The sequence below is a fragment of the Longivirga aurantiaca genome (genome assembly GCF_042660085.1).
GTDB lineage: Bacteria > Actinomycetota > Actinomycetes > S36-B12 > CAIYMF01 > Longivirga > Longivirga aurantiaca.
The window spans coordinates 1,356,449-1,379,925 of the sequence record NZ_JBHSTI010000008.1; the positions used below are offsets into that span (position 1 = coordinate 1,356,449).

General features: G+C 72.1%; 19 protein-coding genes. 7 read left to right on the forward strand and 12 right to left on the reverse strand.

The genetic code is table 11. The features are described 5' to 3' along the window. The first annotated feature begins 87 nt into the window (after window positions 1-87). The 4 genes from ACFQGU_RS10270 to dxs all read left to right on the forward strand — a co-directional run bounded on the left by ACFQGU_RS10270 (window position 88) and on the right by dxs (window position 5,509). Window positions 88-948 carry an ATP-binding cassette domain-containing protein gene (locus ACFQGU_RS10270; RefSeq protein ID WP_386766328.1) on the forward strand — a complete coding sequence of 287 codons (861 nt, stop codon included), beginning with the start codon at window positions 88-90 and terminating at the stop codon, window positions 946-948. Next, entirely contained in the window at window positions 945-2,213 is a 1,269-nt protein-coding gene (locus tag ACFQGU_RS10275) for a sugar ABC transporter permease (protein ID WP_386766330.1), read from the forward strand. The genes ACFQGU_RS10270 and ACFQGU_RS10275 overlap by 4 nt, the downstream gene beginning before the upstream one ends. 46 nt (window positions 2,214-2,259) lie before the next feature. Then, window positions 2,260-3,486: an ROK family protein gene (locus ACFQGU_RS10280; protein WP_386766332.1), complete on the forward strand. Its 1,227-nt coding sequence runs from the start codon at window positions 2,260-2,262 to the stop codon at window positions 3,484-3,486. Between the two features lie 70 nt (window positions 3,487-3,556). Then, a complete protein-coding gene (gene dxs / locus ACFQGU_RS10285; protein ID WP_386766334.1) occupies window positions 3,557-5,509 on the forward strand; it encodes a 1-deoxy-D-xylulose-5-phosphate synthase in 1,953 nt (650 codons plus the stop codon). A gap of 6 nt (window positions 5,510-5,515) precedes the next feature. Here dxs and ACFQGU_RS10290 read toward each other — a convergent pair whose 3' ends face one another. The 11 genes from ACFQGU_RS10290 to ACFQGU_RS10340 form a co-directional block, all read right to left on the reverse strand. After that, complete coding sequence (locus tag ACFQGU_RS10290; RefSeq protein WP_386766335.1) at window positions 5,516-6,421, reverse strand: hypothetical protein; 906 nt, start codon at window positions 6,419-6,421, stop codon at window positions 5,516-5,518. A 120-nt stretch (window positions 6,422-6,541) separates the two neighbouring features. Beyond that, a complete protein-coding gene (locus ACFQGU_RS10295) occupies window positions 6,542-8,665 on the reverse strand; it encodes a 3-hydroxyacyl-CoA dehydrogenase NAD-binding domain-containing protein (protein WP_386766337.1) in 2,124 nt (707 codons plus the stop codon). Between the two features lie 5 nt (window positions 8,666-8,670). Beyond that, window positions 8,671-9,879, reverse strand: coding sequence for a thiolase family protein (locus tag ACFQGU_RS10300; RefSeq protein ID WP_386766339.1), 1,209 nt, complete (start codon window positions 9,877-9,879; stop codon window positions 8,671-8,673). 120 nt (window positions 9,880-9,999) lie between these two features. Next, complete coding sequence (locus ACFQGU_RS10305) at window positions 10,000-11,976, reverse strand: ABC transporter ATP-binding protein (RefSeq protein ID WP_386766341.1); 1,977 nt, start codon at window positions 11,974-11,976, stop codon at window positions 10,000-10,002. After that, entirely contained in the window at window positions 11,973-13,706 is a 1,734-nt protein-coding gene (locus ACFQGU_RS10310; protein WP_386766344.1) for an ABC transporter ATP-binding protein, read from the reverse strand. Before ACFQGU_RS10310 ends, ACFQGU_RS10305 begins: the two co-directional genes overlap by 4 nt. Before the next feature lie 133 nt (window positions 13,707-13,839). Beyond that, the gene (locus ACFQGU_RS10315; protein WP_386766346.1) at window positions 13,840-14,526 is read right to left on the reverse strand and encodes a DNA alkylation repair protein; all 687 of its coding nucleotides are present in this window, start codon (window positions 14,524-14,526) and stop codon (window positions 13,840-13,842) included. Window positions 14,527-14,558: 32 nt separating this feature from the next. After that, window positions 14,559-14,924, reverse strand: coding sequence for a hypothetical protein (locus ACFQGU_RS10320; protein WP_386766348.1), 366 nt, complete (start codon window positions 14,922-14,924; stop codon window positions 14,559-14,561). Window positions 14,925-14,985: 61 nt separating this feature from the next. Beyond that, the gene (efeU, locus tag ACFQGU_RS10325) at window positions 14,986-15,903 is read right to left on the reverse strand and encodes an iron uptake transporter permease EfeU (protein WP_386766350.1); all 918 of its coding nucleotides are present in this window, start codon (window positions 15,901-15,903) and stop codon (window positions 14,986-14,988) included. 54 nt (window positions 15,904-15,957) lie between these two features. Continuing rightward, window positions 15,958-17,355: an HRDC domain-containing protein gene (locus tag ACFQGU_RS10330; RefSeq protein WP_386766352.1), complete on the reverse strand. Its 1,398-nt coding sequence runs from the start codon at window positions 17,353-17,355 to the stop codon at window positions 15,958-15,960. 122 nt (window positions 17,356-17,477) lie between these two features. Further along, complete coding sequence (locus tag ACFQGU_RS10335) at window positions 17,478-17,981, reverse strand: response regulator transcription factor (RefSeq protein WP_386766354.1); 504 nt, start codon at window positions 17,979-17,981, stop codon at window positions 17,478-17,480. Between the two features lie 331 nt (window positions 17,982-18,312). Further along, the gene (locus ACFQGU_RS10340) at window positions 18,313-18,909 is read right to left on the reverse strand and encodes a DUF3000 domain-containing protein (RefSeq protein ID WP_386766356.1); all 597 of its coding nucleotides are present in this window, start codon (window positions 18,907-18,909) and stop codon (window positions 18,313-18,315) included. Window positions 18,910-19,063: 154 nt separating this feature from the next. On the opposite strand from ACFQGU_RS10340, the gene hemE reads away from it, so the two are divergent. Then, on the forward strand, window positions 19,064-20,122 hold the full coding sequence (gene hemE / locus ACFQGU_RS10345; protein WP_386768227.1) for a uroporphyrinogen decarboxylase: 1,059 nt from the start codon (window positions 19,064-19,066) through the stop codon (window positions 20,120-20,122). A 9-nt stretch (window positions 20,123-20,131) separates the two neighbouring features. Here the strand turns inward: hemE and ACFQGU_RS10350 are convergent, their stop codons facing one another. Continuing rightward, on the reverse strand, window positions 20,132-21,151 hold the full coding sequence (locus ACFQGU_RS10350) for a DUF4349 domain-containing protein (protein ID WP_386766358.1): 1,020 nt from the start codon (window positions 21,149-21,151) through the stop codon (window positions 20,132-20,134). A gap of 122 nt (window positions 21,152-21,273) precedes the next feature. Here ACFQGU_RS10350 and hemG point away from each other — a divergent pair, with 122 nt between their 5' ends. Together hemG and hemQ are read left to right on the forward strand one after the other, a co-directional pair. Further along, entirely contained in the window at window positions 21,274-22,737 is a 1,464-nt protein-coding gene (gene hemG / locus ACFQGU_RS10355) for a protoporphyrinogen oxidase (RefSeq protein WP_386766360.1), read from the forward strand. Further along, window positions 22,730-23,473 carry a hydrogen peroxide-dependent heme synthase gene (hemQ, locus tag ACFQGU_RS10360; protein ID WP_386766362.1) on the forward strand — a complete coding sequence of 248 codons (744 nt, stop codon included), beginning with the start codon at window positions 22,730-22,732 and terminating at the stop codon, window positions 23,471-23,473. The genes hemG and hemQ overlap by 8 nt, the downstream gene beginning before the upstream one ends. The last annotated feature ends 4 nt before the right edge of the window (window positions 23,474-23,477 follow it).

Below are 23,477 nucleotides of genomic sequence, written 5' to 3' on the forward strand. Positions count from 1 at the left end.
CCGACGACGGGGGCCCGGTACACCTGTACCGGGCCCCCGTCGCCACACCCACCGCACTTCTCACTCACTCCCTCACCGAGAGGCGCCATGACCGTCACGACGACCTCAGGCGACGCGTTCGTGTCGCCCGACAGCCCGCCGCTGCTGTCGCTGCGCAAGGTCAACAAGAGCTTCGGTGCAGTCGACGTGCTGAAGGACGTCGACCTCGACGTCCGGCTGGGTCGCGTCACCGCCCTCGTCGGCGACAACGGCGCCGGCAAGTCGACCCTCATCAAGGGGATCGCGGGAATCTACTCCTTCGACTCCGGTGAGTACTTCTGGGAGGGGCAGCCCGTCGAGGTCGCCAACCCCAAGGACGCCAACGCCATCGGCATCGAGGTCGTCTACCAGGACCTCGCCCTGTGTGACAACCTCGACATCGTCCAGAACATGTTCCTGGGCCGCGAGGAGACCTCGGCAGCCGTGCTCGACGAGATCACCATGGAGGAGCGGGCCAAGAGCACCCTCGCCGGTCTGTCGGTGCGCACGGTGAAGTCGGTCCGACAGAAGGTCGCCAGCCTGTCCGGGGGCCAGCGTCAGACGGTTGCCATCGCCCGCGCCGTGCTGTGGAACTCCAAGCTCGTCATTCTCGACGAGCCCACGGCCGCCCTGGGCGTGGCTCAGACCGAGCAGGTGCTGCGCCTCGTGCGGCGCCTGGCCGACAACGGCCTCGCAGTCATCCTCATCAGCCACAACATGAACGACGTCCTCGCCGTCGCCGACGACATCGCGGTCCTCTACCTCGGGCGTTGCACTGCGCACGTCCAGGCCAAGGATGTGACCCACTCGCAGGTGGTCGAGCTGATCACCGGCGGCGGGCTCGCACCGTCCAGCGGCGATGGCATCGAGGTCGTTCCGGTCGAGCTGCACATCGACGCTCCGACCGCCGAGCAGGGAGATGAGTCATGAGCGAGACGTCCCTGACCCAGAAGGAGCTCGAGAATGCGGCCGAGGTGCCCGACAACGGGCTGTCAGCTGCCGCCCGTGAGTATGTCGCACGCGTGCGCGGCGGCGACGTCGGCCCACTGCCCGCAATCCTCGGGCTCGTCGTGCTGCTTCTGGTCTTCTCGGCTTTGCGGCCGACCACGTTCACGAACCCGTTCAACTTCGCGAACCTGATCGTCCAGAGCGCGGCCATCATCGTGATCGCGATGGGCCTGGTGTTCGTCCTGCTGCTGGGTGAGATCGACCTGTCCGCCGGCTTCACCGCCGGAGTGTGCGGCGCCATGCTCGGCATCGTCACCACGCGGTGGGGGATGTCGTGGATCGTCGGGGTGCTCGTCTGCCTCGCGGTCGGCGCCGTGATCGGCTTGGTCATCGGAACACTGGTGTCGAGGATCGGCATCCCTTCATTCGTCGTCACCCTGGCCATGTTCCTGGCGCTGCAGGGCGCTCTGCTCGGCCTCATCGGCGAGGGCGGCACCATCCGCATCTCCAGCCCCGTGATCCTGGCGATCATGGCGAACACCCTCCCGCCGTGGCTCGGCTGGGTGCTCTTCGTCGTCTGCATGGCCGCGTACGCCTTCTTCACCTACCGGGCCATGGCCGTGCGGCGCGCGAAGGGCCTCGTCGCGCAGTCGACGTCGGTCTGGGCCGTGAAGGTGGGCTGCCTGGGCCTGCTGCTCGGACTGTGCGTGTTCTACTTGAACCTCGAGCGCAGCCGCAATTCCGCCCTGAGCTCGATCAAGGGGATCCCGATCGTCGTCGTGCTCCTGCTGGTGCTCCTCGTCGCGTTGACGTTCCTGTTGCTGCGCACGGCGTTCGGTCGTCACCTGTATGCCATCGGCGGCAACGCCGAGGCGGCGCGACGCGCCGGCATCAACGTCCCGCTGCTGCGCACTCTGGCCTTCGTGCTGTGTTCCACCATCGCGGGCATAGCGGGCATCGTGCTGGCCAGTCGTGTCAACTCGGTGACCCCGTCGACAGGCGGCGGCGAGACTCTCCTGTTCGCCGTGGCTGCAGCGGTCATCGGTGGCACGAGCCTCTTCGGAGGCAAGGGTCGTCCGGCGGACGCCATCATCGGTGGTCTCGTCATCGCGGTCGTCGGCAACGGCATGGGTCTGCTCAACCAGCCCGCAGCCGTGGTGTACATCGTCACCGGCTTCGTGCTGCTCCTCGCGGCAGGCGTCGATGCGCTCTCGCGTCGTCGCTCGGCTGCGACCGGTCGAGGCTGACCGGGCAGGTTCAGCCCGTCCGGCAACACCGAGGGAGGTTCGACCCGTGTCGCTCGCAGGAGCCACGCAGGACGAGGTGCGTCGCCACAACCTGGCCGCGCTCGCCCGGTTCCTGCACGACCACGGGTCGACCTCCCGCTCCGAGCTCGTCAGCCACACGGGGCTCAACCGCAGCACGGTCGGCGGACTGATCGCCGACCTCGTGTCGTCGGGCCTGGTCCGGGAGACCGAGCCGGTCGGTCGCGGCGTCGGCCGGCCGTCGTACGGCGTCGAGCCGGTCCGCGAGCGCGCGTACGTCCTGGCCATCGACCTCCGGGTCGACCGGGCGATCGTCGCGCTCGTCGGCTTCGGCGGCGACGTCCTGCACCGTCGCGAGCACGCGTTCCGGAAGGGGCAGCAGCGCGAGGACCGCATCGTGCGCGAGACGGTCCAGGTCTGCCACGAGGCGCTCGCGGCCGCACCGCAGCACTCCGTGCTCGTGGGCGTCGGCGTCGGCGTGCCTGGTCTCGTGCGCCAGCCCGACGGTCTCGTGCGGTTCGCGCCCAACCTCGGCTGGGTGGACGTGCCGCTCGGAGACCTCGTGGCCGATGCGCTCGGCCTGTCCGTCCCGGTCGTCATCGGCAACGACTCCGACCTCGGTGCCGTCGCCGAGCGCCAGCGGGGCAGCGCCGTCGGCGCCTCCAACGTGATCTACCTGTCCGGCCAGGTCGGCGTCGGCGGTGGCATCGTGATCGACGGCCGCCTGCTCATGGGCGCGCAGGGCTACGGCGGCGAGATCGGCCACATGCGCGTGAACCCCCGTGGCCGTGGCTGCCGGTGCGGTGCGATCGGCTGCTGGGAGACCGAGATCGGCGAGCCCGCCGTCGCGCTGTCCGCAGGGTCGCCCGAAGGAACCTCGGTCGCGCAAATCATCGAGGCCGCCGCGGCAGGCGACAAGGACGCCCGGAAGGGTCTGCGCACGGTGGGCGGCTGGCTCGGCGTGGGCGTCGCCAACCTCGTGAACATCTTCAACCCCGACGTCATCGTGTTCGGAGGCTCGCTGCGGGAGATCCTCCCCGCGACCCGCGACGCGGTGGACGCCGCGGTCGAGGGCGCCCTGGCCGCGCCGGCCGAGCACGTCGTGCTCGCGCTCCCCGCGCTCGGCGACGACTCCACGCTGCTCGGCGCCGCCGAGTCCGCGTTCGCCGCCCTCCTGGACGACCCGATGGGTGTCGTGGCCGGGGGAGTGCACCGGGAGAGCCGGGGTCTTGCGGATGTCGTCTCAGGCCGCTGAGGGTGACGATCGCGACACGGACACCGGCGGTCGGGAGGCCGGGAAGGCCCGCCTTCCCTAGACTCGGGCCATGAGCCTCCTGCCCCGGATCGGGTCGCCGGACGATCTGCGGGCGCTGCCCGCAGAGGTCCTCCCCGACCTCGCGGCCGAGATCCGTGCGGCGCTCGTCGAGAAGGTCACCCGCACCGGCGGGCACCTCGGACCCAACCTGGGCGTGGTCGAGCTCACGATCGCGCTGCACCGCGTGTTCCGGTCGCCGCAGGACGTGCTCGTCTTCGACACGGGCCACCAGTCGTACGTGCACAAGATGCTCACCGGGCGGCTCGCGGACTTCGACGACCTGCGCCAGGGCGGCGGCCTCTCCGGGTATCCCAGCCGGGCGGAGTCCGAGCACGACGTCGTGGAGAACTCGCACGCCTCGACCGCGCTGTCGTGGGCGGACGGCATCGCGAAGGGCTTCGAGCAGACAGGGGAGCTCGAGGCCCGGCACGTCGTCGGGATCATCGGGGACGGCGCTCTCACGGGCGGTATGGCGTGGGAGGCCCTCAACAACATCGCCGGGGCACCGGACCGCCCGCTCGTCATCGTGGTCAACGACAACGAGCGCTCGTACTCGCCGACCATCGGCGGCCTGGCCCACCACCTCGCGACCCTGCGCACCGCCCGCAGCTACGAACGGGTGCTCGACTTCGGCAAGCGGGCGCTCGGCCGCACGCCGGTGCTCGGCCCTCCGATGTACGAGACCCTGCACGGGATCAAGAAGGGCATCAAGGACGTCGTCGCTCCACAGGGCATGTTCGAGGACCTGGGCCTGAAGTACATCGGCCCCGTGGACGGCCACGACATCCCCGCGCTCGAGCACGCGCTCCGTCGCGCGCGCTCGTTCCCCGGCCCGGTCATCGTCCACGTCATCACCGAGAAGGGGCGCGGGTACACCCCGGCGCTGCAGGACGAGGCCGAGCGGTTCCACGCGGTCGGCATCCTCGACCCCGAGACGGGTCAGCCTCTCGGCACCAAGGGCACCACGTGGACGTCGGTGTTCTCCTCCGAGCTCGTCGAGATCGGTCGCCGTCGGCCCGACGTCGTGGCGATCACCGCGGCCATGATGGGGCCGACCGGCCTCGACAAGTTCTGCGCCGAGTTCCCGCACCGCACCTTCGACGTCGGGATCGCCGAGCAGCACGCGGCCACGAGCGCGGCGGGCATGGCGTACGCGGGCGTGCACCCGGTCGTCGCGGTCTATGCGACGTTCCTCAACCGGGCGTTCGACCAGGTGCTCATGGACATCGCCCTCCACAAGGCCGGCGTGACGTTCGTGCTCGACCGTGCAGGGGTGACGGGCGACGACGGCGCGAGCCACAACGGCATGTGGGACATGTCGATCATGGGCGTGGTGCCGGGTGTGCGCGTCGCGGCGCCGCGCGACGCGGCGACCCTGCGCGAGGAGCTCGGTGAGGCCGTCGAGGTGTCGGACGCCCCCACGGTCGTGCGCTTCCCCAAGGGCGGCGTGGGCGACGACGTACCGGCTCTCGAGCGGGTCGGCGGCGTCGACGTGCTGCGGCGTGACGACGAGCGCGACGTGCTGCTCGTGTCGGTGGGTGCCTTCGCCCCGCTCTGCCTCGAGGTCGCGGACCGCCTCGCGGCGCAGGGGATCGGTGTGACGGTCGTCGACCCGCGCTGGGTCGTGCCGGTGCCTGCCGCGCTGATCGGGCTCGCCGCCGAGCACCGCCTGGTGGTGAGCGTCGAGGACAACAGCCGCGCGGGCGGCATCGGGTCGGGCATCGCCCAGGCGCTGCGCGACGCCGAGGTCGACGTCCCCTTCCGCGACTTCGGCATCGAGCGCAGGTTCCTCGACCACGGCACGCGGGCGACGGTGCTCGGCGAGCTGGGGCTGACCGCGCAGGACGTCTCGCGCGCCGTGGTGGAGACGGTGGCCCGGCTCGAGCACGTGCGCACCGGAGGCGAGGACGAGGCTGCGGGGGCCGTGCAGCAGGTCGAGCAGGACGGCGCAGCCGAGGCCTGAGGCTGATCAGGCGAGGCGCCGTCGCGGCGGGTGGCCGAGCTCCTCGGGCGACGGGTCGGACAGCGACTGCGCCACGGGGTCGCCACCGCTGCGGATGAGGGCGACCTCGTCCTTGGTGATGAGGACCGGTCGGATGAAGCCCCGCTCGTCAGGCTCGGTGATCTCCGCGGCGCTGATCGCGAACGCGGGGTCGATGCGGCCGAGGTCGAGCCAGCCTCGGTTGCGCACAGGCACGGCAGCGGTGCGCATCCCGTGGCCTTCCACGAGCGCTGCGCGCAGCTCCGCACTGGCGAGCAGGGTGAGGACATCGGCGTCGCCGAGGGGGCGCAGCACCGACGTCGTGTCGCGGCGGACCCGCTCGGACGCCAGGACGGCCATGTCGGACAGGTGCCGCTCGGCACGCATGGACGCCTCGGAGACGTCGATGCCGGCAGCGATGAGCACGCCCGCCGGAAGCACTCCGACCGCCTCGTGCTCGGGGCGGCCGTCGTCGTCGACCCCGCGCAGCGCCAGACCGACGTCGAGGGCACCGCCCAGGACCGCACGGCGCGGCCAGGACGGCCCGGGATGCACGGGGTGGTCCGGAGGGAGGGCACGCAGCCGCACCTTCGCCAGGACCCGCGCACGGGCCTCCAGGGGCGTGCCCGGCAGGGACATGAGGTCGTGCAGGGCGATCCGCAGGCGCAGCCATCGGCCCACGCGACGGCAGGTCTCGGCGGCGGTGAGCTCACCGGGGCCGTCGTGCGCCACGGCGAGGAACAGCTCGGGCCAGCGCACGAGCATCTCGTCCCCGTCGACGCCGGTGTGCACGACGCCGTCGGTGCGCGTCTGCAGGTCGCCGACGGCGCCGTCCTCGGTGAGGGTCAGGGACAGCACGGCTCGCCGCAGCGCGACGGGCACGTGGATGCTCATGCCTCGACCGTACGCGGCTGCACCCACCCGCGCCGAGGCCCCGGCGGGTGACCACCCGCCACGCAGCGCGTGCGAACGAGCACGAAAAGTGACGCCCGGTGACGGTTCCTCAGCAGAGGCTCAACGCGGGCTCGCCACGCCGGGCGGGAGGAACCGCTGCCCCGTGACGCGCTCGCTGGTGCCGGTGCGGTCGAGGTACGGCGTGATGCCGCCGAGGTGGAACGGCCATCCGGCACCGAGGAGCATGCACAGGTCGATGTCCTGCGGCTCCGCGACGACGCCCTCGTCGAGCATGAGGCGGATCTCCTCGGCGACCGCGTCGAGGGCGCGCTGACGCACCGCCTCGCCCGTCGACGGCGAGTCGCCGACCACGAACAGCTCGGCGACGTCGTCGGCGATGCGCGGGGTCGAGCCGTCCCACGCGAGCAGCGTGGTCTTGCCCGCCTCGACCATGCGGCGCTGGTTCTCCGAGATGCCGTAGCGGTCGGGGAAGGACTGGTGCAGCGTCTCCGCGGTGTGGAACGCGACCGCCGGCCCGACGAGCTGGAGCAGCACGTACGGCGACATCGGCAGGCCCATCGGGTCGAGCGCGTGCTCGGCGACCTCGAACGGCGTGCCCTCGTCGTACGCCGCGGTGACCTCGCCGAGGAAGCGGGTGAGGAGGCGGTTGACGACGAACGCCGGGGCGTCCTTCACGAGCACGCACGACTTCTTCAACGTCTTGCCGAGGGCGAAGGCCGTGGCGAGCGAGGCGTCATCGGTGCGCTCGGCGCGGGCGATCTCGAGCAGCGGCATCATCGCGACGGGGTTGAAGAAGTGGAAGCCGACGACGCGCTCGGGGTGCTGCAGGTTCTCCGCCATGGCCGTGACCGACAGCGAGCTCGTGTTGGTGAGCAGGACGCAGGTGTCGGCCACGACGGCCTCGACCTCGGCAAAGACCTGCTGCTTGACCTTGAGGTCCTCGAACACGGCCTCGATGACCACGCTCGCGTCGGCGAAGTCGGTCTTGCTCGTGGAGCCGGAGACCAGGGCGGTGAGGCGGTTGGCCTTGTCCTGGTTGAGGCGACCCTTCTCCTGCAGCTTCGAGATCTCGCCGTGCACCCACGCGACGCCCTTGTCCACGCGCGCCTGGTCGAGGTCGGTGAGGACCACGGGCACCTCGAGGCGCTGCACGAACAGCAGCGCGAGCTGGCTGGCCATGAGACCCGCGCCGACGACTCCGACCTTGGTGATCGGTCGGGCGAGCCCCTTGTCCGGGGCGCCCACCGGCCGCTTGGCCCGGCGCTGGACCAGATCGAACGAGTACAGGCCGGAGCGCAGCTCGTCGCCCATGACGAGCTCGGTGAGCGCGTCGTCCTCGGCGGCGAAGCCCTCGTCGCGCGTGGCGGTGCGGGCTGCGGCCACGAGGTCGAGCGCGCGGTACGGCGCCGGCGTGGCGCCGTGCAGCCTGGCGTCGACGAGCGCACGGACGCCCGCGACGGCCGCGTCCCAGGCCTCGGCGTCGACGGTGTGGTCGGTGCGCTCGACGACGACCGAGCCGCGGACGACGTCGGCGGTCCAGCGCAGGGACTGCGCGATGAAGTCGGCGGGCTCGAGCGCGACGTCGGCGATTCCGAGCTTCATCGCATCGGCCGGCTTCAGCATCCGGTTCTGCGAGAGCGGGTTCTCGACGACGACCTTGAGAGCCTTCTGCGCCCCGATGAGGCGGGGGAGCAGGTAGGCGCCGCCCCAGCCCGGGATGAGGCCGAGGAAGACCTCGGGGAGGGCGAGGAGCCCGGCCCCGGTGGAGAGCGTGCGGTAGGTGCAGTGCAGCGCGACCTCGAGGCCGCCGCCCATGGCCGCGCCGTTGACGAGCGCGAACGAGGGCACGGGCAGCTCGCCGAGGCGGCGCAGGACCGAGTGACCCGCCTCGCCCGTGGCGCGGGCCTCGGACGCGTCGGTGAGCTGTGCGACGCCGGTCAGGTCGGCGCCGACGGCGAAGATGAACGGCTTGCCGGTGACCGCGACCGCGACGATCTCGCCAGCCGCCGCGTCGGCCTCGGCCTGGTCGAGCGCGGCCGACAGCGAGCGCAGGCCGGCGAGCCCGAAGGTGTTGGGCTTGGTGTGGTCGTGGCCGTTGTCGAGCGTGATGAGTGCGGCTCTTCCGGCTCCTGCCGGGAGGTCGACGAGGCGGTACTTGGCCTCGGTGACGACCTCGTCGGGCGCGCCGGCCGGGATGGTCTCGGTGGTGAATCGGGTGCTCACGTCGTTCACGCGTCCTTGCCGTCGAAGTGGGGGTTCTCCCAGATGACCGTGCCGCCCATGCCGAGGCCGATGCACATGGTGGTGAGGCCGTAGCGGACCTCGGGGTGCGCCTCGAAGGAGCGCGCGAGGTACGCCATGAGGCGGATGCCGGACGACGCCAGCGGGTGGCCGACGGCGATGGCGCCGCCGTAGGGGTTCACGCGCGGGTCGTCGTCGGCGATGCCGAAGTGGTCGAGGAAGGCCAGCACCTGCACGGCGAACGCCTCGTTGACCTCGAACAGGCCGATGTCGTCGATGGTGAGGCCGGCCTTGGCGAGAGCCTTCTCGGTCGAGGGCACCGGTCCGACGCCCATGACCTCGGGGGCCACGCCCGCGAAGGCGAAGGACACGAGCCGCGCCTTCTTGGTGAGTCCGAGCTCGTCGGCGACGTCCTCGGCCACGAGCAGCGCGGCGGTGGCGCCGTCGTTGAGGCCCGAGCTGTTGCCCGCGGTCACGCGGCCGTGGGCGCGGAAGGGGGTCTTGAGGCTGGCGAGGGTCTCGACCGTGGTCTCGCGCGGCGGCTCGTCGACCGTCGCGAGGCCGTATCCGAGGGACGCGCTGCGCACGGCGACAGGGACCAGATCCTGCTGGATGACGCCGTCGGCGTAGGCCTTGGCGGTCTTCTCCTGGCTGCGGACGGCGTACTCGTCGGCGCGGGCCTTGGTGAGGTGCGGGAAGCGGTCGTGCAGGTTCTCGGCCGTCTTGCCCATGAACAGGGCCTCGGGGTCGACGAGCTTCTCGGCGATCAGGCGCGGGTTCGGGTCCATCCCCTCGCCCATGGGGTGGCGTCCCATGTGCTCGACGCCGCCGGCGACGACGACGTCGTACGCCCCGAAGCCGATGCCGCTGGAGAGGTTGGTGACCGCGGTGAGCGCGCCCGCGCACATGCGGTCGACGCTCTGGCCGGGGACGGTGTTCGGGAAGCCCGCGAGGATGCCCGCCGTGCGGCCGAGGGTGAGGCCCTGGTCGCCGATCTGGGTCGTGGCCGCGACGGCGACGTCGTCGATCCGGTCGGCGGGAAGGTTCGGGTTGCGACGCAGCAGCTCGCGGAAGACGGCGACGACCAGGTCGTCGGCTCGGGTCTCGGCGTAGACGCCGTTGGCGCCGGCCTTGCCGAAGGGGGTCCGGACGGCGTCGACGAGCACGACGTCACGGACAGCGCGGGTGGGGGACACGGGAACTCCTCGCGAGCGGCGGACCGGGTCACCGCGGGGCCCGGCTCGGGTTACCCACGGGTAATGTCCCGATGCTACCCGCCGGTAACCGATCGCGGTACCCGCCCCCCGCGCGTGCCCTCAGGCGGGGGCGGGCTCGTCGTCGAGCGCTCCCACGAACTGGGCGTGGTAGAGCCCGTGGTAGGCGCCGCGCGCGGCGAGGAGCCGCTCGTGGCTGCCCTGCTCGACGATCCGGCCGTTCTCCATCACGAGGATGAGGTCGGCGTCGCGGATGGTGGAGAGGCGGTGCGCGATGACGAAGCTCGTGCGGTCCGAGCGCAGCTTCGTGGTCGCCCGCTGCACGAGCACCTCGGTGCGGGTGTCGACCGAGCTCGTGGCCTCGTCGAGGATGAGGAGCGACGGGTCGGCGAGGAACGCGCGCGCGATGGTGATGAGCTGCTTCTCGCCCGCGCTGAGGTTGTCGCCCTCCTCGTCGATGACGGTGTCGTAGCCGTCGGGCAGCACGCGCACGAAGCGGTCGACGTACGTCGCGCGCGCTGCCGCAAGGATCTCGTCCTCGGAGGCACCGGGCTTGCCGTACGCGATGTTGTCGCGGATCGTGCCGCCGAACAGCCAGGTGTCCTGCAGCACCATGCCGATCTGGCTGCGCAGGTCGTCGCGCGTCAGCGTCGCGATGTCGACGCCGTCGAGCGTGATCCTCCCCGCGCGGACCTCGTAGAACCGCATGATGAGGTTGACGAGCGTCGTCTTGCCGGCGCCGGTCGGACCGACGATGGCGACGGAGTGGCCGGGCTCGGCGACCAGCGACAGGTTCTCGATCAGCGGTGCGTCGTCGGTGTAGGAGAACGAGACGTCGTGGAACTCGACGCGTCCGCCGGTGCGCGGCGACGCGTTCGGCGCGACAGGGTCGGGCAGCTGCTCCTCGGCGTCGAGGAGCTCGAAGACCCGCTCGGCCGACGCGACGCCGGACTGCAGCAGGTTGGACATCGAGGCGACCGTGGTGAGCGGCTGGGTGAACTGGCGCGAGTACTGGATGAAGGCCTGGACGTCGCCGAGGCTCATCGACCCCGATGCCACCTTCAGGCCGCCGATCACGGCGATGAAGACGTAGTTGAGGTTCCCGATGAACATGATCACCGGCATGATCAGGCCGGACAGGAACTGCGCACCCGAGCTCGCCTCGAAGAGCTTGTCGTTGCGCTCCTCGAACACGTCCTCGGACGCCTTCTGGTGGCCGTAGACCGTGACGAGGGTGTGGCCCGAGTAGGCCTCCTCGATGTGCCCGTTGAGCTTCCCCGTCTCGCCCCACTGCGCGATGAAGAGCGGCTGCGACCGCTTGGCCACCATGGCGGTGACGATCACGGACAGCGGCACGGACACGAGCGCGACCAGCGCGAGCAGCGGAGAGATCCAGAGCATCATGCCGAGGACGCCGACGAGCGTGAGCAGCGAGGTCAGCAGCTGGCTGAAGGTCTGCTGCATGGTCTGCTGGATGTTGTCGACGTCGTTCGTCACCCGGGAGAGCAGCTCGCCGCGGGGGACCTTGTCGAAGTAGCTGAGCGGCAGCCGGTGCAGCTTGTCCTCGACATCGCGGCGCAGGCGCATGGCCGTGCGCTGCACGAGCCCGTTCAGCACGAACGCCTGCAGCCACATGATGATCGACGACATGACGTAGAGCGCGAGCACGAGCAGGAGCACGCGTCCCAGTGCGTCGAAGTCCACGCCCTGCCCGGGCACGACGCTCATGCCGGAGACGAGGTCGGCGAGCTGGTTCTGCCCGTCGGCGCGCAGGCCCGCCACGACCTGCTCCTGGGTGAGCCCGGCAGGCAGCTGCTTGCCGACGAAGCCCTCGAAGATGAGGTTGGTGGCGTTGCCCAGGATCTTGGGCCCGACGACGTTGAGCGAGACGCCGACGACGGTCATGAGGATGACCGCGGTCACGCCGATCCGCTCGGGACGCAGCCGGCGCACGAGGCGCTTGGCGGACGGCCAGAAGGTGAGGGACTTCTCGGCGGGCATCGTCGAGCCCATCATCCCGCCGCGCGGGCCGAAACCGCCGCCGCCGGCGGGCCTGCGGACCGGCGCCTGGCCGCTCATGCCGCGTCCTCCACGAGCTCCTGCGACGCCACGATCTCGGCGTACGTCGGACACGTCTCGAGCAGGTCCTCGTGCTTTCCGACGCCGACGAGCATGCCGTCGTCGAGCACCACGATCTGGTCGGCGTCCAACACGCTCGAGACGCGCTGCGCCACGACGATGACCGTCGACTCCCGCGTCACGGGCCGCAGGGCCGCCCGAAGCCGCGCGTCGGTGGCCATGTCGAGGGCGGAGAACGAGTCGTCGAACAGGTAGATCTCGGGCCTGCGGATGATCGCGCGCGCCATCGCGAGGCGCTGGCGCTGCCCGCCGGAGAAGTTGGTGCCGCCCTGCGCGACCGCGGTGTCGAGCCCGTCGGGCAGCGCTCGGACGAAGTCGTCGGCCTGCGCTATCCGCAGGGCGTCCCACAGCTCGTCCTCGGTGGCGTCGAGCTTGCCGTACTCGAGGTTGCTGCGGACGGTGCCGGTGAAGAGGTACGCCTTCTGCGGCACCAGGCCGATGCGCGCGTGCAGGGCGGCGGGGTCGAGCTCGCGGACGTCGACGCCGTCGACGAGCACCTGGCCCTCGGTGGCGTCGAAGAGCCGGGGGATGAGGCTGACGAGCGTGGTCTTGCCGGAGCCCGTGCCGCCGAGGACGGCGGTGACCATGCCGGGGCCGCAGGTGATCGAGATGTCGCAGAGGACGGGCTCGTCGGCGCCTGGGTAGGAGAACGTCGCGCCGCGCAGCTCGACCGTGGCGTGCGAGGTGGTCTCGGTGACGGGGCCGACCGGAGGCGTGACCGACGGCTCGGTGTCGAGCACCTCGACGATGCGCTCGGCGCTCACCGCGGCGCGGGGAACCATCACGAGCATGAACGTCGCCATCATGATCGACATCAGGATCTGCATGAGATAGCTGAGGAACGCCGTCAGCGAGCCGATCTGCATCGCGCCCGAGTCGACGCGGATCGCGCCGAACCACATGACGCCGACGCTCGAGACGTTGAGCACGAGCATCACGGTCGGGAACATCAGGGCCATGAGCCGGCCGACGCTGGTCGCGGTGGCGGTCAGCTCGTCGTTCGCCACGCCGAACCGATCGCGCTCGACCGGCTCGCGCACGAACGCGCGGACCACGCGGATGCCCGTGATCTGCTCGCGCAGCACGCGGTTCACGTTGTCGAGGCGCTTCTGCATGCGCCGGAACTGGGGGATCATCCGCGACACGATCAGCGCGATCGCACCCACGAGGACCACGACGCTCACGACGATGATCCACGCGAGACCGACGTCCTGCTGGAGCGCCATGATGACGCCGCCGACGCCCATGATCGGCGCGCTCACCATCATCGTGCAGGTGAGCAGCACGAGCATCTGGACCTGCTGCACGTCGTTCGTGGTGCGGGTGATCAGCGTCGGCGCGCCGAACGTGCCCATCTCCCGGGCGGAGAAGCGGCCGACGCGGTGGAAGATCGAGGCGCGGACGTCCCGGCCGAAGCCCATGGCGCTGCGGGCGCCGAACCACACGGCGCCGATCGAGCAGACGACCTGCACGAACGAGACGCCGAGCATCACGGCGCCGATCTTCAGGATGTACTCGGTGTCGCCGCGGGCCACGCCCTGGTCGATGATGTCGGCGTTGAGCGTCGGCAGGTAGAGCGAGGCGATGGTGCCGACGAGCTGCAGGAGCACGACTGCGACCAGGAACGCCGTGTAGGGCTTCAGGTGGTCCTTCAGGAGCCGAACGAGCACGTGCCCTCCGCCATCAGGTGCGTCGACCGGCAGCGACGGTCTCTGCTGGCCGGCGCGCGGAACGAACGGCCCATCCTCGCACCGGCCGACAGGGCGGGCACCGCGGTATCGCTCTCAGCGATACCGCGACGGGCTAGAGGTTCTTGAGCGCCTCGCGCCGGGACAGCGGCGACAGGTCGGCCTCGTGCTCGGCGACGAACGCACGCACCCAGGCCGGGTCGCGGTGGGCGAGGTCGCGCAGCGCCCAGCCGACCGCCTTGCGCAGGAAGAACTCCGTCGAGGGTGCTGCCGCGAGCACCACGTCGGCCAGCAGGTCGCGGTCGACGTCGCCGCGAGCGCCGAGCTGGCTGAGCACCGACGTGCGCCGCAGCCACAGGTCGTCCGACCGCGACCAGAGACGGATCACGGGGTCCATCTCCGTGGGGAACGCGCGACGCAGCGGCGACACCGTGCGTCCGGCGACCTCGTCGACGAGGTCCCACCACGCGCCGGTCACCACGAGGTGCTCGAGCAGCGGGACGAGCGAGGCGTCGCGCCAGCGCTTCCCGCGGTCGAGCAGCGCGAGGGCGGCGTACCGCTCCTCGCGATACGCGGCGTCGTCGTACAGAGCGCGGACCGTCGCCTCCCAGACCTCGCGGTCCGCGAGGGGATGGGCGGCCCAGACCGGGCGCAGGGCAGCGACCCGGGCGGGCTTGGCGACGCCGAGGAACGGCATCTCCGACTTCATGTAGGCCCGCATGGCCGGCGCACGGCCCGCGTCCGCCTGAGCGCCGAGCGCTGCGCGGACGGCGTCGACGAGTGCGAGGTCTGGCGCGGTCACCGGAGCAGTGTGCCGACCGGCATGCGGGGCCGTCAGCCGGTGACGGTGAGGGGGACGCGCTTCTCCTGGCCGCCGCCCTCGCACTTGACCTCGTAGGTGCCGGTCGTGACGTCGGCGGTGAAGGTCTTGGTGGTGGTCGTCAGGTCCTCGACCTCGCCGAGGATCTTGGTGAAGGCGCCGTTCTCCTCGGCGTAGAGGTAGACCTCGCCGGTGCCCTCGCCGGTGTACGTCGCCGAGATCGTGATCTGGCCCTTCGGGACGCTCGTGGGCGAGACGTCGCAGGTGCCGACACCGGCCTTCACCGTGACGGTCGCGACCGAGCTCGCGCTGCTGGAGCAGGCGGCAAGCGCAGGGACGACGAGCAGGGCGGCGGCAGCGGGCAGGACGATGCGGTTCACAGGGACGGGCCTTCCGGGAGGACGACGGTCGCGCGCCCCGTGCGCGCGTCCGGGAGATCGATCAGGCAGTGGGGTCGGGCGTGCGCTCGACGAGCGCGGGCTCGACCTCGGTTGCGCCCGCGACGGTCGCGGCCGCGGCGGCGCGCTCGGCCTCCGTGGCGGGGACGACGACGGGCTTGGCGGCGCGGAAGTACAGGAACATCACCGGCACGAGGTAGGCGAACCAGGCCGTGACCTCGAGGACGGTCATCGACGGCGAGATGTTGAGGATCCCCTTGAGCAGGGTCGCGATGATCGAGCCCGGGATGATCACCGAGGTCACGTCGAAGGCGATGTTGTCGAGGCCGGGCAGGATGCCGGCCTCCTGCAGGTCGTGGATGCCGTAGGCGAGGACGCCGGCCGCGACCACGATGAGGGCGGCGCCGGTCCACGTGAAGAACACAGCGAGGTTGAGGCGCAGGGCGCCGCGGTAGATGAGCCAGCCGAGGACGACGGCGGTGGCGAGGCCGAGCACGGCGCCGAGCACCGCGCTCCAGGCGCCGCCGTCGGACGACGTGGAGTTGATGGCGGACCACAGGAACAGCGCGGTCTCGAGGCCCTCGCGCGCGACGGCGATGAAGGCGACGACGGCGAGGGCGCCGCCGCCGACGGCGAGGGCGTTCTCGACCCGGCCGTGCAGCTCGCCCTTGAGGTTGCGGGACGCCTTCTTCATCCAGAAGACCATCCAGGTGACGAACCCGACGGCGATGAGCGACATGATGCCGCCGAACGCCTCCTGGGCCGTGAAGCTCATGCGCTGGCTCGTGAAGGTGAGCAGGGCGCCGAACGCGAGGGAGACGCCGATCGCGATGGCGACGCCGAGCCAGACGGCGCGGACACGGCCGTTGTTGCCGGTGCGGACGAGGTAGGCCACCAGGATGCCGACGACCAGCGAGGCTTCGAGCCCCTCGCGCAGGCCGATCAGGTAGTTGGCGAACATGCTCTCTCCGATGCCCCAGCAGTGAACTAAGGGTTACCTAACCACAGGCGTCGGTCACGTCTCAACCGACGCGGGTGTGCCGTAGGACACCCCGTCAGTCCCGTCACCAGCAGCAGCGGCCTCGCCGTCGGCGGTGAGCCCGCTCGCGGCGCTCTCCTCGGCCTCGGCCCGCTCACGCTCCTGCTCGGCGGTCCAGGCGAGGGCGCCGAGCAGCACGGGGAGCACGAGCTCGACCTGCCACGGGCGGGCGCCCCCGGCGCGCAGGGCGGCACCGACGTGCTCGGCATCCACCGCAGCCGGCGGCTGCCACAGGATGCGGCGGGCGAGATCGGGCGACACGAGGTTCTCGACCGGCATGCCGACCTCCTCGGCCACGGCGGTGAGGCCGCGGCGGGAGGCGGCGAGGCGGGCGGCGGCCTCGGGGTCCTTGTCGGCCCAGGCCCGCGGGGGCGGGGGGCCGTCCGAGAGCACGGACTGAGCGGGGAGGGCCGAGTCGGGCAGTGCCAGCGCGGCGTCGACCGCCGACTGCCACTCGCCCATGTGGCGGCGGGCGCCCCGGCCGGTGAAGGCGGGCACTGCCTCGAGCGTGGTGAAGCCCGCCGAGGTCGCCGCGACGGCGGCAGCGACGATCGACGAGTCCGGCAGGATGCGGCCGGGGGAGATGTCGCGGCGCTGCGCGACCTCGTCCCGGCGCTGCCACAGGGCACGGACCACCCCGAGCTGCCGAGGACGCCGCAGCTTGTGCACGCCGGACGTACGGCGCCACGGGTCGACGCGGGGCGCCGGGGGCGCCGCGTCGCGCGCCGCGTCGAACTCCTGCAGGGCCCACGCGAGCTTGCCCTGCTCGACGAGCTGCTGCTCCAGCGCGTCGCGGAGCTCGACCAGGAGCTCGACGTCGAGGGCGGCGTAGCGCAACCAGGGCTCAGGAAGCGGGCGGGTGGACCAGTCGGCGGCCGAGTGCTCCTTGGCCAGCGAGTAGCCGAGGACCTCTTCGAGGAGGGCGGCGAGGCCGACCCTGGCGAACCCGAGCAGGCGGCCGGCGAGCTCCGTGTCGAACAGCCGGGCCGGCGTGAGCCCGATCTCGCGCAGGCAGGGGAGGTCCTGGGACGCCGCGTGCAGCACCCACTCGGTGCCCTCGAGGGCCGCTGCGAGCGGAGCGAGGTCGGGCACGGCCATCGGGTCGACGAGGTGGGTGCCGCTGCCGGCGCGGCGCAGCTGGACCAGGTAGGCGCGCTGGCCGTAGCGGTAGCCCGACGCGCGCTCGGCGTCGATCGCGACGGGGCCCGACCCTCCGGCGATCGCGTCGGCCGCGGCCTGCAGCTGCGCGGGGGTGACGACGACGTGGGGCACGCCGTCGCGCGGGGCCACGAGGGCGACGACCGCGCGCTCCGGGGCCTCGGCGCTCTCGGACGTGCCGGGGGCAGCCGTCAGGGTGCCCTCGGAGTCGCTCACGCTCTAGAGGATAGGGACTGTCCGGGAAGGTCAGCGCCGCAGCGGCCCCCACGGCGAGCCCCGACGCGACGACGCCGCCCCGAAGGGCGGCGTCGTGAGCGTGCGGATAGCGGTGCGGAAGGTCAGCGGACCAGGCCGGAGCGCATCGCGTGGGCGACCATCTCGGCGCGGTCGCCGGTTCCGACCTTGCGGGCGATGCGGGCGAGGTGGCTCTTGACCGTGAGGGCGGAGAGCCCGAGGGCGTCGCCGATCTCCTTGTTGGAGCGTCCCTCGGAGACGAGCTGGAGCACCTCGACCTCGCGGGCGGAGAGCTCGTCCGGGGCGCCGCCGCGGGGGCGGATGCGCGCGACCGGCATCGCGGGGACGCCGTCCGGCTCGTCGGGGGTCACGATGTAGCAGCGCACGCCGGCGGTGATCGCGGCGCGGACGGCGTACGGGTCGTCGCGGACGGTCAGGAGCACGACGCGGCGCCAGCCGGCGGCACGCAGGTCGGCCAGCAGCGGGAGCGCGGGACCGTCCGGGAGGGCGCCGTCGATGACGACGAGGTCCCGGGGGCCGTCGTACGCCGCGCGGACGCGGGCCTCGGTGCCGCTCGCGGCCTCGACGACCTCACGTGCACCGAGCATGCGCAGCCGTCCGCACAGACCCTGACGTCGTGCTGCGGACTCCGCGACCACGAGAGCGGAAAAGCGTGCCCTCGGCAGCGGAACGACCGCCGACGGGCGCTCGACAAGTGCGACCACGGCCAGCCCCTTCACCTCGTGCCGGTCACTGTCCGTCCGGCTTCACAAGGGGTATCGGCCCGTACCGGAGGGGTCTTGACCTGCGCAGGAGCCCGAAGGTGTCACCCGATGGGGTGGTTGCCGACGACCGGTCAGTCACTCTCCGCGACCACGGGCCCGTGGGAGCGCGATCTGGACAGAAGCGGACAGGTCGGGCACACGACCCGGGACAGGGCTAGGAGCGACGCGCGAGCGGCAGGCTCGCGACGCCGACCGGCAGCGGCTGCAGGCCGGCCACGCGGGCGAGCACGTCGGCCCACGCCAGCAGGTGCGGCCCGATGTCCGGGCTGCCCGGGGTCCAGGAGGCGCGGATCTCGACGTCCCCGCTCGGGGGGCGGTCCTCGATGGCGCCGAACGACTGCGACGCCGTCCGGGTCACGGTGCCGGACTCGGCCCGGCTGAGCGCCCCTCGCTCGTCCAGGGACTCGAGCAGCCACGACCAGGCGACCTCGGTGAGCATCGGGTCCTGGGCGATGTCGAGCTCGACCGTGCCCTTGCTGAACGAGACGACGCGGAACTGGCCGTCCCACGGCTCCTGGCCGGCGGGGTCGTGCAGCAGCACGAAGCGCCCGCTCGCGACCTCCTCGTCGCCCACCACGACCTCGGCCTGGAGCGCCACGGCGTAGGGCGAGAGCCGCTGCGGGGCAGGGGTCTCCTCGACCGTGATCTCGCTGCGGAGGCTCACGCTCCGGATGCTCTCGAGCGCAGCCGTGAACGACGGGGGCACCGGTTCGTCGGTGCCGCCGCCCGAGTCACGGCGTCGAGCGCTCACAGGGCCGAGAGTAGGTCGCGGGGGCGGCCGGGACGTGCAGGATGCGCGCGGGACGGCGCGTCGCGACGCTCTGTGCCGATTCGACCCGGCATCGGGCCGGTGCGACGATCGACCGGTGACCGATCTCGAGAGCACCGTCGCCCCGACCGCTGCCCTGCCCGACACGCACCCCCTGGTCGACGGGCGCACCGCCGCGTCGCCGCTCGTGCTGGCCGCCCGGCGTCAGCCGGTGCCGCACACGCCGGTGTGGTTCATGCGCCAGGCCGGTCGCTCGCTGCCGGAGTACCGCGCCGTCCGCGCGGGCGTCCCCATGCTCGAGTCGTGCTTCACGACCGACCTCGTCACCGAGATCACGCTGCAGCCGGTGCGCCGGTACGGCGTCGACGCGGCCATCTTCTTCAGCGACATCGTGGTGCCGCTCAAGGCGATCGGCGTCGACCTCGACATCGTCCCGGGCGTCGGCCCGGTCGTGGCGCAGCCGTTCCGCACCGAGTCCGACGTCGACCGCCTCCGCGACCTCACCCCGGACGACGTCGCGCCCGTGCTCGCCGCGGTGACGGCGCTGACCGGCGAGCTCGGCTCGACGCCGTTGATCGGCTTCGCAGGAGCGCCGTTCACGCTCGCGTCGTACCTCGTCGAGGGCGGCCCCAGCCGGGATCACGCGCAGACCAAGGCCCTCATGTACAGCCGCCCCGACGTGTGGCACGCGCTGCTCGGACGGCTCGCCGACATCGCCGGCACGTTTCTGCGCCAGCAGGTCCTCGCAGGGGCCAGCGCGATCCAGCTCTTCGACTCGTGGGTCGGCGCGCTCCCGGCGCGCGACTACCGCGAGTACGTCCAGCCGCACTCGCGCACCGCGCTGTCGTACGTCGCCGACCTCGGCGTGCCGCGGATCCACTTCGGCGTCGGCACGGGCGAGCTCCTCGCCGACATGCGCGACGCGGGGGCCGACGTCGTCGGCGTCGACTTCCGGGTGCCGCTGTCCGAGGCCGCGCGCCGCGTCGGGCCCCACCATGCGCTGCAGGGCAACCTCGACCCCGGCGTCCTGTTCGCCGACGTCGAGTCCGTCGAGGCCCGCACGCGCCAGGTGCTCGCCGACGCGGAGGGGCTCCCGGGCCACGTGTTCAACCTCGGCCACGGGGTCCTGCCCGAGACGAACCCGGACATGCTCAAGCGCGTCGTCGACCTGGTCCACGCCGAGACGGCCCGCTGACCGATCGCGTCAGAACGACTCGACCGGCGGAGCCGGCTGGGCTGCGGGCGCGGTCGGGCGGCGGCCGCGGCGGACGAGCCACCAGATCAGCAGGCCCAGGGGCACGAGCACCAGCAGGAACGGGACCAGCGCGCCGATCACGGTGAGCGCGACGACCGCCGCGCCGGTGAAGGCGTCCCAGCCGGCGGAGAGGCCGGCGAGGAACCCCGTCTCCTCCTCCACCACGACCGGTGCCTGCTCGTCGACGAGCCGGACGGTGACCGTGGCCTGGGCGGTCTGGTCGGCGAGCACGCGCTGCTGCGCCTGGAGCGACTCGAGGTCGGCCTGGCGGCGGCTCAGCTCGGCCTCGAGCGTCACGACGTCCGCGATGGTGACGGCCTTGTCCATGAGCACGCGCACCCGGGCGAGGGAGGCCCTCGCCGTCTCGAGCCGCGCGTCCACGTCGGCGACCTGCCCGGAGACGTCCTCGGTGGTCCGGTACGACGCCTCGACGGTGCCGAGGGCGGAGAGGTCGCGGATCAGGTCGTCGACCTCGTCGTTGTCGACACGGTAGGTGGTGGTGGACGACGCGTAGCTGGTCGGGCAGCCCGTGCTCGGGCAGGTGGCCACGCCCTGGTCGTCCACCGCCATCGGCTCGGGCACCGGGAGGATGTCGCCCTCCGACGTCGTCTGGCTGGCGATCACGGCCCCGTGGCGGCCGGCTGCGAGCGCCATGCCGGCGTACGCCGCATCGAGGTCGTCGACGCGGACGGTCATGTCGGCGCGCACGATGACCGAGCGGGCGACCGACACCTCGAGCGGCTGGCTGCCACCGTCGCCCCTGCCCTCGCCAGAGGAGTCGGTGACTACCCCGCCGCCCGTGCCGACCGCCGGCGCGGGCGCCTCCAGGCCGCGGTCGCCGGACGCGCCGGCGCTGTCGCTGCTGCCCGACGCGGCGCACCCGGTGAGCAGGAGCCCGGCGACGGCGACCGAGGCGGCGAGGGCCGCCGTACGCCTGCGGGCGGTGCGGGCTGCGGTGGTGGTCGACATGACGTCCTCCCGGGATGCGGCCGTGCGGGTCGTTGGCTCGGACGTGACCTCGGGCACAGCGGTTCCGGGTGCGAAGGTCTCGGAACGGCGACGGTTGCGGGGGAGTGGCAGGGTAGGTCGCTGTGACAGCACCGACTCCTGACCGCCGCCCCCACGTCGTGATCGTCGGCGGCGGCATCTCCGGCCTCGCCGCCGCCTGGCGCCTGGCGCGCCTGCGGCACGACCTCGACATCACCGTGCTCGAGGGCTCGCCGTCCGTCGGCGGCAAGCTGCGGGTCAGCGAGCTCGAGGGGATCGCCGTAGACGAGGGCGCCGAGTCGATGATCGCCACCCGCCCCGAGGCGGTGGCCCTCGCGCGCGAGGTCGGTCTCGGCGACGACCTCGTGCACCCGGCCGTGGCCGCACCCAGCCTGTTCCTCGACAACGACCTCGTGCCGCTCCCCAGCGGTCTGATGATGGGTGTCCCGACCGACCTCACCTCCCTCGCCCGCTCGGGCGTCATCACGCCGCAGGGCCTCGCCCGGATCCCGCTCGACCACGTGCTCCCGGCGACGCGGATCGGCGACGACATCTCGATCGGCGAGTACGTCGCGCGCAGGGTGGGGCCCGAGGTGGTCGTGAAGCTCGTGGCGCCGCTGCTGATGGGCGTGTACGCCGACCGGCCGGTGAACATCTCGATGCGCGTGGCCGCACCCGCCCTGTTCGCCGCCGCGCAGCAGGAGCGCTCGCTGCTCGAGGCGGCCAAGGCGGCGCGCAGCCGCTCCACGGCGATCGCGACGGCCGGCCCGGTCTTCGCCGGGATCCGCGGCGGAGTCGGACGGTTCCCCGTGGTGCTGGCCGAGAGGCTCGTTGCAGCCGGCGTGACGATCGAGACCGGCGTGTCCGTGCGGGACGTGGTCCGCGCTCCGCGGGGCTGGCGGGTCGAGACCGGTGCCACCAACGACGTGCGCAGCATCGACGCCGACGCCGTCATCCTCGCCGTGCCGGCTCCCGTGGCGGCACGGCTGGCGAAGGGCCTCTCGGTGCAGGCCGAGGCCGAGCTCTCCGAGCTCGAGGTGACGTCCGTCGCCGTGGTCACGCACCTCTACCGCCGCGACGACCTTCCCGCCGGCGACCTCCCGGAGGGCAGCGGCTACCTCACTCCGTCGGACGCGCGCCGCCCGGTGAAGGCCGCGACGTTCGCCTCGCACAAGTGGCAGTGGATCGACGACGCCGTCGCCCCGCGGGGACTCGCCGCGGTGCGCTGCTCGATGGGCATGGCGGACGACGTCGAGGTGCTGCAGCGCGACGACGACGACCTCGCCAGGCTCGCCGCCGACGACCTCGCGTTCGCCGCGCGGCTCGGCAGGGCTCGACCCGTCGCCTCGCGCGTGACGCGCTGGGGAGGCGGCCTGCCTCGGTATGCCGTGGGGCACGTCGACCGTGCCGAGCGGATCGTGGCGGCCCTGCAGTCGCTGCCCGGCATGGCGGTGTGCGGGGCGGCGTACGACGGTGTCGGGATCGCCGCGTGCATCGGCCGCGCCGACAAGGCGGCGACCCACATCTCGCAGGGCCTCGGATCTCACGGAGAATGGCGTCATGGCTGACAACGGCACGAAGTCTGACAAGCCCGGCAAGGGCAAGCGCCCGCAGCAGGGCAAGGTGGCCAAGGAGATCAACGAGCAGATCCGCTACACGACCTGGTCGGTCTTCACGAGCGTGACGCCGATCGGCGACGCCGACCGGGCGCCGCTGGTCGCCGAGGTCGAGGCGCTCGTCGAGCAGCTGGCGGCCAAGGACGTCGTGGTGCGCGGCTTCTACGACGTGAGCGCGCTGCGCGCCGACGCCGACGTCGTCCTGTGGATGCACGCCGAGACCTCCGACGCCCTGCAGGATGCCTACCACCGCTTCCGGCGCACGGCGTTCGGCAGCACCCTCGCGCCGGTGTGGTCGCAGATGGCGCTGCACCGGCCGGCCGAGTTCAACAAGTCGCACGTACCCGCGTTCCTCGCCGACGAGAACGCCAAGGACTACGTCTGCATCTACCCGTTCGTGCGGTCGTACGAGTGGTACCTGCTGCCCGACGAGGAGCGGCGCGAGCTGCTGGTCGAGCACGGCCAGATGGGTCGCGACTTCCCCGACGTGCGCGCCAACACCGTCGCCTCGTTCGCCCTCGGCGACTACGAGTGGATCCTCGCGTTCGAGGCCGACGAGCTGCACCGCATCGTCGACCTGATGCGCCACCTGCGCGGCAGCCGCGCGCGCCTGCACGTCCGCGAGGAGATCCCGTTCTACACCGGCCGCCGCCGCGAGGTGCACGAGCTGATCGCCGCCCTGCCGTAGCGCG